The sequence below is a fragment of the Streptomyces sp. TRM70350 genome (assembly GCF_019219825.1).
Taxonomy (GTDB): domain Bacteria; phylum Actinomycetota; class Actinomycetes; order Streptomycetales; family Streptomycetaceae; genus Streptomyces.
The window spans coordinates 85,365-98,311 of the sequence record NZ_JAHUXH010000005.1 but is presented as its reverse complement, the minus strand read 5'-3'; the positions used below and the strand labels follow the sequence as shown (position 1 = coordinate 98,311).

Sequence of the window (12,947 nt, the reverse complement as noted above, 5' to 3'; positions counted from 1 at the left end):
GTGGTGGCCCGCACAATGGAGGGCGTACCGCGCAGTGTGACGGAAGGGCGGCGTGACCCATGAGCGTGTGGGACGACCTCGTCGGGCAGGAGAGGGTGAGCGAGCAGCTCACCGCCGCTGCCCGGGATGCCGACGCGCTGGTCACCGCGGCCGCGGTTGACGCCCCGCTGCCCGAGGCGTCCAAGATGACGCACGCGTGGCTGTTCACGGGCCCGCCGGGGTCGGGGCGGACGCAGACCGCGCGGGCGTTCGCGGCGGCGCTGCAGTGCGTGAGCCCGGACCGCGCGCTGGGCGGCGCACCGGGGTGCGGGTTCTGCGACGGGTGCCATACGGCCCTGGTCGGCACGCACGCCGACGTCACCACGGTCGTCGCGATCGGCGCGCAGATCCTCGTGGACGACATGCGGGACACGGTCCGCAAGTCGTTCACCTCGCCGGCGAACGGCCGCTGGCAGATCATCCTGGTCGAGGACGCCGAGCGGCTGAACGAGAAGTCCGCCAACGCCGTCCTCAAGGCGGTCGAGGAGCCGGCCCCGCGCACGGTCTGGCTGCTGTGCGCCCCGTCCATCGAAGACGTCCTGCCCACCATCCGCTCCCGCTGCCGCCACCTGAACCTGCGCACGCCCTCGGTGGAGGCCGTCGCCGACATGCTCGTACGACGCGAGGGCGTCGAACCCGACGTGGCCGCCGCCGCTGCCCGCGCCACACAGGGGCACGTCGACCACGCCCGCCGCCTGGCCACCGACCCGGCGGCGCGAGCACGCCGGGCGGCCGTGCTGAAGCTGCCGCTGCGCGTCGACGACATCGGCGGCTGCCTCAAGGCCGCCCAGGAGCTGGTCGACGCGGCCGCGGAGGATGCCAAGCAGCTCGCCGCGGAGATCGACGCCAAGGAGACCGAGGAGCTGAAGGCGGCGCTGGGTGCGGCGCAGGGGGGCCGGATGCCACGGGGTACGGCGGGTGTGATCAAGGAGCTGGAGGACAAGCAGAAGCGCCGGCGCACGCGGACGCAGCGCGACAGCCTCGACCTCGCCCTCACCGACCTCACGGCCTTCTACCGCGACGTCCTCGCCCTCCAGCTCGGCTCCCGGATCGCGCTGGCCAACACGGACGCCGAGGACGCGCTGGAGCGGCTCGCCCGCAGCAGCTCACCCGAATCCACCCTGCGCCGCATCGAGGCGATCGCCGCGTGCCGGGACGCGCTCGACCGGAATGTGGCGCCGTTGCTGGCCGTGGAGGCGATGACGATGGCACTCAGAGCAGGCTGAGCAGGGGCAGCGGCCCTCGGCTGATGATCGGCGGCGGCTGTCACCCCCGTCTCCCGGAGCCTGACGGCGCCGCCCGTCACCCCCGTTTCCCGGAGCCTGACGGCGCCCTTCACCCCGTCTCCCGGAGCCCGACGGCGCCCGTCACCCCCGTCCTCCGGAGCCTGATGGCGCCCGTCACCCCCGGCACAGCCCGTTGACGGTATCCCTCATCCGTGGGACAGCCCCCACTCGTCCGAGGCACAAGCCGCACGCACCGCATCCGAGTCATCGCCCAGCGTTACGCTCGCTGGATGCACACAAGGCGCACCCACCGCAGGCCCAGGATCATGTTCAGCACCAGATCCCGCACCGGAGCCACGCTCCTCGCCCTCGCGGCGCTGGTCGTCTCCGCCTGCTCCTCCGGAAGCTCGACGAGTTCCGCCAGCTCGCCGGCGGCCCAGACGGCGGCGCTCGCGGCGCTGCCCCAGGAGACCCCCTCCGCCCTGACGCCGTACTACCGGCAGAAGCTCAGCTGGCGCTCCTGCGGTGTCCCCGGCTTCGAGTGCGCCACGCTGCGGGCACCCCTCGACTACGCCAGGACCGACGCCGGCGACGTACGGCTCGCCGTGGCCCGCAAGAAGGCCACGGGGCCGGGCAAGCGGCTGGGTTCGCTGCTGGTGAACCCGGGCGGGCCGGGTGGCTCGGCGGTCGGCTACCTGCAGTCGTACGCCGCGATCGGCTACCCGGCGCAGGTGCGCGCCCAGTACGACATGGTCGCGGTCGATCCGCGCGGAGTCGCCCGCAGCGAGCCCGTCGAGTGTCTCGACGGGCGGGAGATGGACGCGTACACGCAGACGGACGTCACGCCCGACGACCGGCGGGAGGTCGACGGGCTGGTGGACGCGTACAAGGGCTTCGCCGAGGGATGCGGGGCCGACGCGCCCGAGCTGCTGCGGCATGTCTCGACGGTCGAGGCGGCCCGGGACATGGACATCCTGCGGGCGGCGCTGGGGGACCGGAAGCTGACCTATGTGGGGGCGTCGTACGGGACGTTCCTCGGTGCGACGTACGCCGGGCTCTTCCCGAAGCGGGTGGGACGGCTGGTCCTGGACGGCGCGATGGACCCGACGTTGTCGGCCCGCCGGCTGAACCTGGAGCAGACGGCCGGGTTCGACACGGCGTTCCAGGCGTTCGCGAAGGACTGCGTACGGCACGCGGACTGCCCGCTCGGGGGCCGTGGGGCGCGGCCGGAGCAGGTGGGCCGGAACCTCAAGGCGTTCTTCGACAAGCTGGACGCGAAGCCGCTGCCCACGGGCGACGCGAGCGGCCGCAGGCTCACCGAGTCCCTCGCCACCACCGGCGTGATCGCGGCGATGTACGACGAGGCGGCCTGGGAGCAGCTGCGCGAGGCGCTGACCGCGGCGATGAAGAAGAACGACGGCGCGGGTCTGCTCGTCCTGTCCGACGGCTACTACGAGCGGGACGCCGACGGCCGCTACGCGAACCTGATGTACGCCAACGCCGCCGTGAACTGCCTGGACCTCCCGCCCTCCTTCAACACCCCGGACGACGTACGCAAATCGCTGCCCGCCTTCGAGAAGGCGTCCCCCGTCTTCGGCGAAGCCCTCGCCTGGGCCGCGCTGAACTGCGCGTACTGGCCGGTCGCGCCCACGGGCGAGCCGCACCGGATCGAGGCGAAGGGCGCGGCGCCGATCGTCGTGGTGGGCACCACCCGCGACCCGGCGACCCCGTACCGCTGGGCCCAGTCCCTGTCCCGCCAGCTCTCCTCCGGCCGCCTCCTCACCTACGACGGCGACGGCCACACGGCGTACGGCCGCGGCAGCGCGTGCATCGACCGTACGATCAACACGTACCTCCTCCGCGGCACCCCGCCCACGGACGGAAAGCGCTGCTCCTAGCGCCTCGCCCGGCCTCGGAGCCCCGCGCTCCGGGGCTGGTACGGAGCACCTCTGGAAACTGTGTAGACTTACCGACGTTGCTGATCGCACCATAGTGCGGACGGCGCGCCGCCTTAGCTCAGATGGCCAGAGCAACGCACTCGTAATGCGTAGGTCTCGGGTTCGAATCCCGAAGGCGGCTCCGAGAAACCCCAGGACAGATAGCCGCTGACCTGGGGTTTTCTGCTACTCGGGGCATGACGCGTCACACGGCCGGAGTGCCGCGAGATGGCTTGCGTGAGCGATGCGTGAGCGGAGCGGTCCGGTGCCCTACTTCTTGGGCTTCTTCCGCTTGCCCTTCCTCTTGGCCCTGGCCTCGGCTTTCGCCTTGTCCTTGGCCTTCTTGGCGGCCTTGCGGGCCTCCTCTGCCTCGGTCTTCCGTTGAAGCGGGACGAGCTTGGCGGTGGCCTCGGCGGCGTTCTTGCCGACCTGTGGAAGGACGCTCTGGTAAATGTCCCGCGTGATCCGGGTGTCGCTGTGCCCGAGCGTGTCCGACACGATCTTCACGTCGATGCCGGCGGCGAGCATGAGCGTGGCCGCCCCGTGCCGGAGGTCGTGCAGCCGGATTGGCGGGAGCCCGGAGGCGGCGACGAGCCGCTCGAAGAGGTCGGTTACCTTCCCGGGATGGAGCCAGGAGCCGTCTTCTTGGGTGAAGACCATGCCGGTGTCCACCCAGGCTGTTCCCCACTCCTCGCGGTCCGCGTCCTGCTGTTCGCGGTGCCGCTTCAGGACGCTGACGGTGTCGTCGTCGAGCGCGACCACGCGGAAGCCGCTGTCCGTCTTGGGCGCGGAGGTCTCGACCTCCCACCCGTCCTGGACGAGCTGGGCGGAGACGGTCAGGGAGTGGTCATCGAGGTTGGTCTCCGACCAGGGTTGCGCGCATGCCTCGCCCCGCCGCAGGCCGCGGAAGGCGATCAGGTGCCACATCGCGTACAGCCGGTCCTCCACGACGAAGTCGAGGAACGCGCCGGTCTGTTCGGGTGTCCAGACCATCACGGGCGAGGGTTTCTCGCCCGTCTGCTCCCACTTGGCGACCCGCGCGTCCGTCCACACCAGAGCCTTCGGCTTGCGCACGGGGTCGAGTTCCACGTGGGCGGCCGGGTTGAAGGTGAGGATCTGCTGGCCGATCGCGTCGTTCAGCGCGGCCCGTAGCGTGGCCTTGATGCGCTGCCGGGTGGCCGGGCCGGTCACGCGCCGGAACGGGGGCATGGCGTCAATCGCCGTCTTCATCGCCTTGCGACGGGCGCGGTTGTCCGTGCCCTTCCACGGCACGGTGGCCAATTCCTCCACCGCGGCACGGCGCTGGGCGTTCTGCTCCAGGATCTCGGCGTTGGCATCGGAGATGGCCGTGAACATGTCGCTGAGATGGCTCACGCGCAGGCGGTCGAGGCGGTGGTGGCCGATCCGGGGCTTCAAGTGGAAGCGGATATCGGTCTCGTAGCGGCTGAGTCCCGACTTGCGGATGCGCTTGCCGTCGAGCCATCGGTCGAACCACTCGCTGACGGTCAGGCGGCCGATCAGGTCCTGACCGGACTTCAGGCGTCGGCGGGTCTCCTCGACATCCGGCAGTGGCGACTTCTCGTCGCCGACCTCTTCCAGCATGGCAGCGATGAGCGCCATGCCCTCGGGGTCGTCGGTGTCGGCGAGGCCGAGCAGGGCGCGGACGTGGTCGAGGTCGGCCTGGGCCGCCTTCAGGGAGTCGTAGCCGGCGCGGCTGAAGGAGCGGCGGGTGCCGTCCTCGCGGGGCGGGAGCTCCTGGCGTATGGAGTACGAGCCGTGCTTACGGTTGGAGAGCTTCGGGCACTTCTTGCCGAGCGGCTTACCGTTGTGAGGGTCGCGGCAGTAGCAGCGGCGGTGGGTGGAACCCTTCAAAGATCATTCTCCTCATCGGTGTTGCCGACGGGTGGGTCGACGTCGGCGAGTTCTGGTGGCAGGTGCGGTGGTGTGCCGCCGTCTTCGCGGATGAAGGCGCGGGCGCTGCGGAGCCGGTACTTGGCTTCCAACACCCTTTCGGCGTAGTCGGCTTGGGCGAGTACGGCTTCCTCGCGTTCGGCCTGGTTGGGTGCCGTCTCGGCTTTCCAGCGCTCGTGCTTCTCGCCTTTCAGGGCGGCCAGGGCGGCGCGCTGGTAGCGGACGTGGGCGCGGAAGTTGCGGAGCATGTCGTCTTCCATGCCGAAGTCCTCGCTGTCGCCGGTGAACCAGTGCATGGCATCCCATGTGGGGTCGGAGTGCTGCAGGGGAAGGCGCTGGACTCGGTCGACGTAGCCGACGGGGTAGAGCAGGCAGATGGGGTAGGTCCGTAGGGCTTCGGCGAGGACGAGGACGTCGACCAGGGGCAGGTTGGCGCGGCGGCCGGATTCCATGTTGGCGATCACATTGCGCGGGATCGGATGGCCGATCTCCTCGCAACGGTCGGCCAGGTCCTGGGCGCTCATGCGCAGCTCCTTCCTTCGTCTACGGACCTCGGCGGCCACCGTGGCCATCACCTGATCCACCCACTCCGGGACGTCGTCCTCGTCATCTCCAGGATCAAAACCGCGTTGTGTCATGGAGACACATTAGCTTCCCGATGATGGTTAGTGATCGCCTGGAGCCGGACGTGATGCCGCGTTCGCCGAGGGCTCACTCATGAACGGAGCACTGCATGCGCAACAACGACACCGCCGAGCACCCCAAGGGCATGACACGAGAAGAGCTGCTGGCCCTGCCCGCCGCCGTTGACCTCGACACCGGCAACCGGGCGCTGGGGCTGGGCCGGAGCAAGGGCTACGAGCTGGCCAAGCGCGGCCAGTACCCGTGCAAGGTCCTGCGGCTGGGCAAGGCGTACCGCGTCGTGACCGCCGACCTGTTGAACCTGCTCGGCCTGGCCGCATGACGATCCGAGCCCATAGCAGACGCTTCTGCGCTGAGCTGACACAGAAACGCTGGACTGTGGCCCGGCGCGGACGTACTGTCCGTGTTCCCTCGCCCGGCCAAGGAAGCGAGAAAGCCCCCGGCGCGCCAACGCCGGAGGCTCCGCACACTCCACTGCCCGCATTCCAACGAACGACCTGCGTGAGCCGGGCCTGCATGCCCGACGCCACCGGATAAGGAGCTGCCCTGTGCAACCTACGACACCCGAGCCGCATTCCGCACCCGGCAAAGCCGCATGGCCGACGGTCGCCGTGCCCGGCCGGCCCGGCCACGCGCCCGAAGCCGCCCCGGCGGCCGACGAGCGGGCGCCGGATACGGTCCCGGTGGACCAGCCCGCCGAAGAGGCGGTGCCGGACCCGGAGCCGACGTACGGCTCCGAGGTGCTGAACGAACTGCGTGCCCAGATAGCCCAGTTCGTGATCCTGCCCTCCCCGCAGGCGCTGGACGCAGTCACGCTGTGGGTGGCGGCGACGCACCTGCAGCCCGCGTGGCAGCACGCCCCACGCCTGGCCGTGGTCGGACCGGCGAAGCGGTGCGGCAAGTCACGGCTCCTGGACGTGCTGACCGAGACGGTCCACGAGCCGATGCTCACCATCAACACCACACCGGCGGCCATCTTCCGCTCCATCACCGACGAACCGCCCACCCTGCTGGTGGACGAGGCCGACACCATCTTCGGCACGCCGAAGCAGGCGGAGAAGAACGAGGAGATGCGCGGCCTGCTCAACGCCGGCCACCAACGCAACCGCTACGTCACCCGCGTCGTCGGCAACGACCACACGCCCCACCGGTTCGCCACCTTCGCCATGGCTGCACTCGCGGGCATCGGCGACCTCCCCGACACGATCATGGACCGGTCCGTGGTCATCCGCATGCGCCGCAGGGCCGAGGGCGAGAGCGTCAAGCCCTTCCGCTCCCGCCGCGACACCCCAGCCCTCCACGACCTGCGCGACCGCATCGCCGCATGGGCCCGCCCGATGCTCGACGAGGCCGCCGACATGGAACCGGCGATGCCGGTGGAGGACCGCGCCGCCGACACCTGGGAGCCCTTGGTGATCGTCGCCGACCTCGCCTCCGGACACTGGCCCCGCCTCGCCCGCGTGGCGTGCGCGCAGATGGCCACCGACGAGACGCAGGCCGAGGAGGACCATCCCAGCTCAGCGCGGATCCTGGCCGACATCCGCCGGGTCTTCGTCGCCCAGCGCGAGGTCGACAGCCTCTGCACGGACGAGCTCCTCCACCACCTGCGCCAGGACCCGGAAAGCCCCTGGGCGGAGTGGGGGCGCAGCGGGCTGAGCCCGCGTGACCTGGCCGGGATGCTGGGCGGCTTCGGCATCAAGTCCGGCAACGTCCGCCTTATCGACGGAACCCAGCGCAAGGGCTACACGCGCAACAAGTTCCTCGACGCGTGGCGCCGCTACTGCCCGACCATCCATCCGGTCGACGCCGAGCCCGCCCGCAGCGAGGGCTGACACATCGCCCCGCCCCCGGTTGCCGTCCTTGCCGTCCCTGCCGTAACTCCGCAGGTCAAACGGCATACAGGCAAGACGGCAGCCGGGGCCAAGACGGCAACACGATCATGACCGCCGCGATGCCCACCGGGACGTTGCCCGCATTCGTCTTGTGCCGTCCCGGGCGTCCCCGCCGTATCACCGCAGGTCACAGCGCATGCGACCGGGACGGCAAGACGGATCCGATCCGTCCACGGCCACCAAACCGCAGCCTCACCGCCTGCGCCTGCCCCAAGACGCGCCGGCGCCGCCAGGACGGAACACCGAACCCTGTGCCGTACCGGCCCTGACCTGCGCTTGCAACGGCCAAGACGGCAAAGACGGACCACGCCACCACCCCAGGAGAACCCCGCTTGACCACCCGCTCCACACCCACCCACCGAGACCATCGCCCTGACGAAGGGCGGCCGATGACGACCAAGCAAGCCGCCGAGCGGTACGCGCTCATCGCGGCTGGAATCGTCATCGTGGCCCTCACCGCCGGCGGGTTCTGGCTGTCCTACGCACACCTCGCAGAGGTCGCCGGACAGCACGGCCTCAAGAACTCCCCGATCCGCCAGTGGGCCTGGCCGGCCACCCTGGACGCCTTCATCGTCGCGGGCGAACTCCTCATGCTCCGCGCGGGACTGCGCCGGGTGACCGACTGGTGGGCGATCACCCTCACCGCCATCGGATCGGTCGGCTCTATCGCGCTTAACGTGGCTGGGGTCAGCGGCACAGGCAACGCCAGCGCCGTGCCCCTGCTCGACTACGTGGTCGCCGCGGTCCCCCCGACCGCCGCGCTGCTGGCCTTCGGCGTTCTGATGCGGCAGATTCACCAGCTCGTCGACCAACCCGCCGACCACTTCGACGCCGCACCCGTCCAGGCGCCGGAACCGCCGGTCACCGCGCCCGCCAAGCCCGCTGAGTCACTGGCCGAGCTGGTCCGGCCCGCTGAGCCTCCGGCCGCCGGTTCCGTCCAGCCGACGGAACCACCGCCCGAGGTTTCGGAGAGCAAGCCGCGCCGTGGCCGCCCGCCCAAGGCCACGCTCGCAGAACTCGTGGAGATCGGCCGGGTCGCCCTCGCTGAGCACGGCACACTCAGCCGGTCCCTTCTCCGGAAGGCAGTCAAGGACAAGGACCTGACGATCAGCAGTCGGCGGCAGACCGAGGTGATGGAGATCTTCCGGCCCGAAATGGAAGCCGCCGCCGAGACCAGTCCGAACAGCGGCTGACCGGAATCCCTGCGGGGTGACCGGAACCCCTTCCGGTCACCCCGGCCAGCGCCCCGTTCGCCGCCCGCTTATCCACATCTGTGGATGGCGTGCTGACTACCAGCACTGAGCCAGTTCTTCCCCGCCGACCTGCCTCCCCCGCCTCTTCAGGAGAACCGCCCGTGACGCACGACCCGCACCGTCCCGACCACACTCCCGACGAGCCGCTGCCGCTGACGAAGTCCCCTACGCTGATGGGGCGTTTGCGCCGCGCGTTCGGACGGGCTGCCCCTGGCGGAGCCAGTAGTACCCCGAGTCCGACTCAAGGCCGGTCTTCGGGGATCTCCGCCCCGGGGGTGGCGGAGACGGCCCAGCGCCAGGGGGCGCCGGGCGAGGAGGTCGGAGCCGAGGGCGGCCCCGACGGGGACACGCTCCACGCCGTACAGCACGAGATTCTGCGCCCCGTCCGTGCCGCCGAGCCTCCCGCGCACAGTGTCCAGCCGACCATCCGCCGATTCACCGGAGACAAACGCACGGAGCGTATCGGCCCTCTGCGTTTCACCACCGGTCAGCTCGCTCAGCTTGAGGAAGCCACCGCCGAGCATGGCTACAAGGGCGCGGGCGGCTTCGCCGCCGATGTCGTCGTCGCCTTCATCACCGGCCGGTTCACCGCCAACCTGCCGCTGTCCGAAGACCGCCGCCGCACCCATATGTTCCGGGCCCAGGTACTGCGCGAACTCAACCGGATCGGTGTCAACGTCAACCAGATCGCCCGCGCCCTCAACAGCGACCTCACCCCACCCGACGTACGCCACCGCCTCGAAGAACTCCACGAGCTGCTGGAGCTGATCGCCGAGGCTCTGCGCGCTCCCGTCGACACGATGGAGGTCTGACCGGAATGATCGCCGCCATCAAGCCCGCCGGATCCAGGACCCGCGGACTGCTCGCCTACCTTTACGGTCCCGGCCGGCACGACGAGCACTTCGACCCGCACATCGTGGCCGCCTTCACGATGCTCGGTATGCCTGACCCCGGCCGTGACGAGAACGCGACGCTCACCGAACTCGCCCGCCACCTCGATGAGCCGGTACAGCTGCGCAACAGCGAATTCGGCAAGCCGGTCACCGACCATGTATGGCACTGCGCCGTCCGTGCGGCACCCGAGGATCGGCAGCTCTCGGATGCTGAGTGGGGAGAGATCGCAGGTCACATCGTGCACGCGGCCGGCATCGCACCCGAAGGCGACGACCTGGCCTGTCGCTGGATCGCAGTCCGCCACGCGGACGATCACATCCACGTCCTCGCCACCACCGTCCGCGAAGACGGCCGTCGCCCCAAACTCCACAACAATGGCATCCGCGTCGGCGACGCATGCCGCGAGATCGAAAAGGACTACGGGCTACGCCAGTTGAAGAAGGGCGATGGAACCGGCAGCCGCCGCCCCACCCAGGCCGAGATGCACAAGGCCGACCGCCTCGGCTGGGAGCAGACCAGCCAGCAGTGGCTGGAAGACCGTATCCGAGCCGCCATCCCGCACGTCACCGACACCGAGGAACTGCTCACGTACCTCGACGCTGACGGCGTCGAGGTCAAGCCCCGCCGCGGCCCTTCCGGAGACCTCCTCGGCTACGCAGTCGGCCGCCCCGGCGACGAGAACGACAAGGGGGAGCAGATCTATCGAGCTGGCGGAAAGATCGCTCCCGACCTCAGCCTCCCCAAACTGCGGGCCCGCCTGGAGGCAGCAACATTCGAGGAGCACCCCACCGCGCGGCGCACCCGGCACACCACCCCCTGGCACCAGGCCACCGACGCCCTCGACACCCTTCACGCCGAGCTCGCCGGCGCCACCGGTGACGAATCCGGCAGGGATGAGCGAGCCCAGGCCCACATCGCCGCGCTCGGTGAACTGATCGAGGCCACCGCACAGCACGCCCCCGCGAACCTGCGCATCGAACTCCAATCAGCATCACGGGTGTTCGCCCGCGCCCAACGCTCCCAGATCCGTGCCGAAGGCCGAGCCGCCGACACCGTACGCCTCGCAGCCCGCGACATCATCCACACCGCCACCGGATCGGACGGCAGCGCGCTCGCGGCCCTGCTCGCCGCCATGGTCTGGGCGGCGGTCCTCGCGCAGCGCTGGCACGAGGCGAAGAATCACGCCCACCAGTCCGACGCCGCCCGCCGGGCCCTTGGCCACCTCCAGACCGCCGCCGACCAGGCCCTCGCCCCCGTGCTCGCCGATCTGGATCGCCGTCTGCCGCGCGAACAGGCTCGCCGCACTCTGGCCCGCGACGTTCGCGCCGCCGTCCCCGACCATGCCGAACGCATCCTCGCCGACGAGAACTGGCCTGCTCTTGCCGCAGTCCTCGCGGATGCGGAGGCCGGTGGCCACAAACCGCACCAGCTCCTCAAGGAGGCCGCCGAGCAACGCGAACTCGACACGGCCCGCCGCCCGGCGCGGGTTTTGATCACGCGCATCCAGCACACCGGCCGCAACCCCGTACGTATCAGCCAAGCCGAAGCCGCACGCATCCGCTCGACGCGGTCGATATCAGCGGCCAGCACTACAGCCTCGGTCCAGCAGCGTCCACCGGAGCCAGTTACCGCTCCGGAGCGAGGGAGCCGCCCTCGGCGGTAGCGATTGCAGGGGGCAGCCATTCGTCGCTCCGGACTGCTGTCACTTCAGACAGACGTTGCCGATGATCGCAGTTCAGGCGCGGCGGCCCCGAGTGCGGCATGGTCGTCGGCAACGGCACGGAGACGAGAAGCCAGAGTGTCTGGGCCGAGCGACGCCAGTGCCCACAGGGCACTGAGCCGGCGTGCGGTCGACCAGATGCCGGTAGTCGGGGGCCAGAAGGCAGCCACGGTGATGTTCCTGGCAGCGAACGGGACGGGGTCGAGATAGGACATGCCGCCGGTCCCGCACAGGTACGCGCGAGCACCCGTCGCGGCGGCCAGGTCGGCGAGTCGGAGGGAGCGGCCCGGTCTGGCGGACAGGAGGCTGCTACTGAGGATCCGGCCACGCCAGCCGAGCAGGTCGAGCAGCACGCGGGTGGAGGTCTCCGCGATCGCCGCGGTCCGCCCTGTGGCGAAGGAATCCAACACCGGGTCCAGGGCCTGGGCGAGGGAGGGCCAGTGTGGGCTGGTTCCGAAGGTCTGCCGCAGCATTCCAGCGGTTCTTCGGCAGGCGAGTTCGACGTCGTCAATCAGCGCGTCTCGGATGAGGGTGGATCGCCCGCTCGGGAGGTGGGTGGGGATGGAGAGCCACTGCTGGCGGTCTGGTTCGTCGATGGCGGCGAGGCGCGCTCGGTGCTGGTAGTCGCGGCGGGTGAACTGCACATCGTCCAGGACGATCCAGTAGTCCGCCGCGAACAGCTTGGCCAGCGTCGTCAGCCTCGGGAACAGATTGGGCTGGTGGATCGCGCACAGCCCGCCGGGAGCAGGCTGCTCACGAGGAGATGAGGCGGCTGGTGAAGCCGGAGCGAATGAGAGATTCGTACGCTGCATGTACGTCCTCGGGGACTTCCTGCTCGATGGCGAATCCGAGCTTCGGATACTCGATGACCCGCTGGAGGTCGCCGGCGAGCATGTCCAGAACGAGCTTCTCGTCCCCGATGCTCTTCAGATAGTCGTCGAACTCCAGCGGCTCCGACGCGCAGAGAAACTCGATGTCGGGCCACAGCTTGCGGGCGGTCGCGAACGATCGCCGTTCCATGTACGGCTTGGAGACCAGCAGCACCGTCGTCGGATGGATGCCGGAGGCGGCGAGGACCTCACGGGAGAGCGTGATGTTCTGTCCGGTGTTTGCCGCGTGGGGCTCCAGCAGAATGGCGTCGGCGGGGACACCGAGGTCGATGGCGTGCTCACGGAAGTGGACTGCCTCCCCGCGAGGGAAGACCTTGGCGGTGGTGGGGCTGTTGCCGCCGGTGAACACCAGGGTCTGGAACAGCCCGGCGCGGTACAGCTCGGCGGAGCGGGTTGCGACGCCGAGGTCGTGGCTGCCCAGTCCGATTGCCACGTCGACGGGGCGCAGCTCGTGCTGCATCTGGTGGTAGTCCCAGATCAGCTTGGCCTGGTGCCACTGGTTCTCGGTGATGCCCTGATGGTCGTTGCGCACGCGTTCTCCCT

Annotated in this window: 11 protein-coding genes and 1 tRNA gene; 8 read left to right on the top strand and 4 right to left on the bottom strand. The window is 70.0% G+C overall.

The window, feature by feature from the left end; genetic code table 11:
- Window positions 1-59 precede the first annotated feature (59 nt).
- The 3 genes from KWI83_RS10145 (at window position 60) to KWI83_RS10135 (ending at window position 3,344) form a co-directional block, all read left to right on the top strand.
- Window positions 60-1,265 (top strand): DNA polymerase III subunit delta', encoded by a 1,206-nt coding sequence (locus KWI83_RS10145; RefSeq protein WP_218513984.1) that lies wholly within the window; start codon window positions 60-62, stop codon window positions 1,263-1,265.
- A 290-nt stretch (window positions 1,266-1,555) separates the two neighbouring features.
- Window positions 1,556-3,163 carry an alpha/beta hydrolase gene (locus KWI83_RS10140; RefSeq protein ID WP_218513983.1) on the top strand — a complete coding sequence of 536 codons (1,608 nt, stop codon included), beginning with the start codon at window positions 1,556-1,558 and terminating at the stop codon, window positions 3,161-3,163.
- 107 nt (window positions 3,164-3,270) lie between these two features.
- Window positions 3,271-3,344: transfer RNA gene (locus KWI83_RS10135), tRNA-Thr, on the top strand.
- A 128-nt stretch (window positions 3,345-3,472) separates the two neighbouring features.
- Here the strand turns inward: KWI83_RS10135 and KWI83_RS10130 are convergent.
- Both KWI83_RS10130 and KWI83_RS10125 read right to left on the bottom strand, forming a co-directional pair.
- Window positions 3,473-5,074: a site-specific integrase gene (locus KWI83_RS10130; protein ID WP_218513982.1), complete on the bottom strand. Its 1,602-nt coding sequence runs from the start codon at window positions 5,072-5,074 to the stop codon at window positions 3,473-3,475.
- Entirely contained in the window at window positions 5,071-5,751 is a 681-nt protein-coding gene (locus tag KWI83_RS10125; protein ID WP_218513981.1) for a helix-turn-helix domain-containing protein, read from the bottom strand. The genes KWI83_RS10130 and KWI83_RS10125 overlap by 4 nt, the downstream gene beginning before the upstream one ends.
- Window positions 5,752-5,846: 95 nt before the next feature.
- On the opposite strand from KWI83_RS10125, the gene KWI83_RS10120 reads away from it, so the two are divergent.
- The 5 genes from KWI83_RS10120 (at window position 5,847) to KWI83_RS10100 (ending at window position 11,457) form a co-directional block, all read left to right on the top strand.
- Window positions 5,847-6,077, top strand: a complete 231-nt coding sequence (locus KWI83_RS10120) for a hypothetical protein (RefSeq protein ID WP_189203491.1) — start codon at window positions 5,847-5,849, stop codon at window positions 6,075-6,077.
- Between the two features lie 226 nt (window positions 6,078-6,303).
- Window positions 6,304-7,587, top strand: coding sequence for a DUF3631 domain-containing protein (locus tag KWI83_RS10115; protein WP_218513980.1), 1,284 nt, complete (start codon window positions 6,304-6,306; stop codon window positions 7,585-7,587).
- 449 nt (window positions 7,588-8,036) lie between these two features.
- Window positions 8,037-8,840: a DUF2637 domain-containing protein gene (locus tag KWI83_RS10110; RefSeq protein WP_256362041.1), complete on the top strand. Its 804-nt coding sequence runs from the start codon at window positions 8,037-8,039 to the stop codon at window positions 8,838-8,840.
- Window positions 8,841-9,175: 335 nt separating this feature from the next.
- Entirely contained in the window at window positions 9,176-9,712 is a 537-nt protein-coding gene (locus tag KWI83_RS39915) for a MobC family plasmid mobilization relaxosome protein (RefSeq protein WP_218513978.1), read from the top strand.
- 5 nt (window positions 9,713-9,717) lie between these two features.
- Window positions 9,718-11,457 carry a relaxase/mobilization nuclease domain-containing protein gene (locus tag KWI83_RS10100; RefSeq protein WP_218513977.1) on the top strand — a complete coding sequence of 580 codons (1,740 nt, stop codon included), beginning with the start codon at window positions 9,718-9,720 and terminating at the stop codon, window positions 11,455-11,457.
- 44 nt (window positions 11,458-11,501) lie between these two features.
- On the opposite strand, the gene KWI83_RS10095 is transcribed toward KWI83_RS10100, so the two are convergent.
- Window positions 11,502-12,326, bottom strand: a complete 825-nt coding sequence (locus KWI83_RS10095; RefSeq protein WP_218513976.1) for a WbqC family protein — start codon at window positions 12,324-12,326, stop codon at window positions 11,502-11,504.
- Window positions 12,268-12,936 (bottom strand): YdcF family protein, encoded by a 669-nt coding sequence (locus tag KWI83_RS10090; protein ID WP_218513975.1) that lies wholly within the window; start codon window positions 12,934-12,936, stop codon window positions 12,268-12,270. Before KWI83_RS10090 ends, KWI83_RS10095 begins: the two co-directional genes overlap by 59 nt.
- Window positions 12,937-12,947: the final 11 nt, after the last annotated feature.

What these genes read in the sequence shown, in the direction of transcription:
- KWI83_RS10120 (WP_189203491.1), top strand. Translation starts at nt 5,847, where the DNA reads ATGCGCAACAACGACACCGCCGAGCACCCCAAGGGCATGACACGAGAA.
- KWI83_RS10110 (WP_256362041.1), top strand. Translation starts at nt 8,037, where the DNA reads ATGACGACCAAGCAAGCCGCCGAGCGGTACGCGCTCATCGCGGCTGGA.
- KWI83_RS10095 (WP_218513976.1), bottom strand. Translation starts at nt 12,326, where the DNA reads ATGCAGCGTACGAATCTCTCATTCGCTCCGGCTTCACCAGCCGCCTCA.
- KWI83_RS10100 (WP_218513977.1), top strand. Translation starts at nt 9,718, where the DNA reads ATGATCGCCGCCATCAAGCCCGCCGGATCCAGGACCCGCGGACTGCTC.
- KWI83_RS10140 (WP_218513983.1), top strand. Translation starts at nt 1,556, where the DNA reads ATGCACACAAGGCGCACCCACCGCAGGCCCAGGATCATGTTCAGCACC.
- KWI83_RS10145 (WP_218513984.1), top strand. Translation starts at nt 60, where the DNA reads ATGAGCGTGTGGGACGACCTCGTCGGGCAGGAGAGGGTGAGCGAGCAG.
- KWI83_RS10125 (WP_218513981.1), bottom strand. Translation starts at nt 5,751, where the DNA reads ATGACACAACGCGGTTTTGATCCTGGAGATGACGAGGACGACGTCCCG.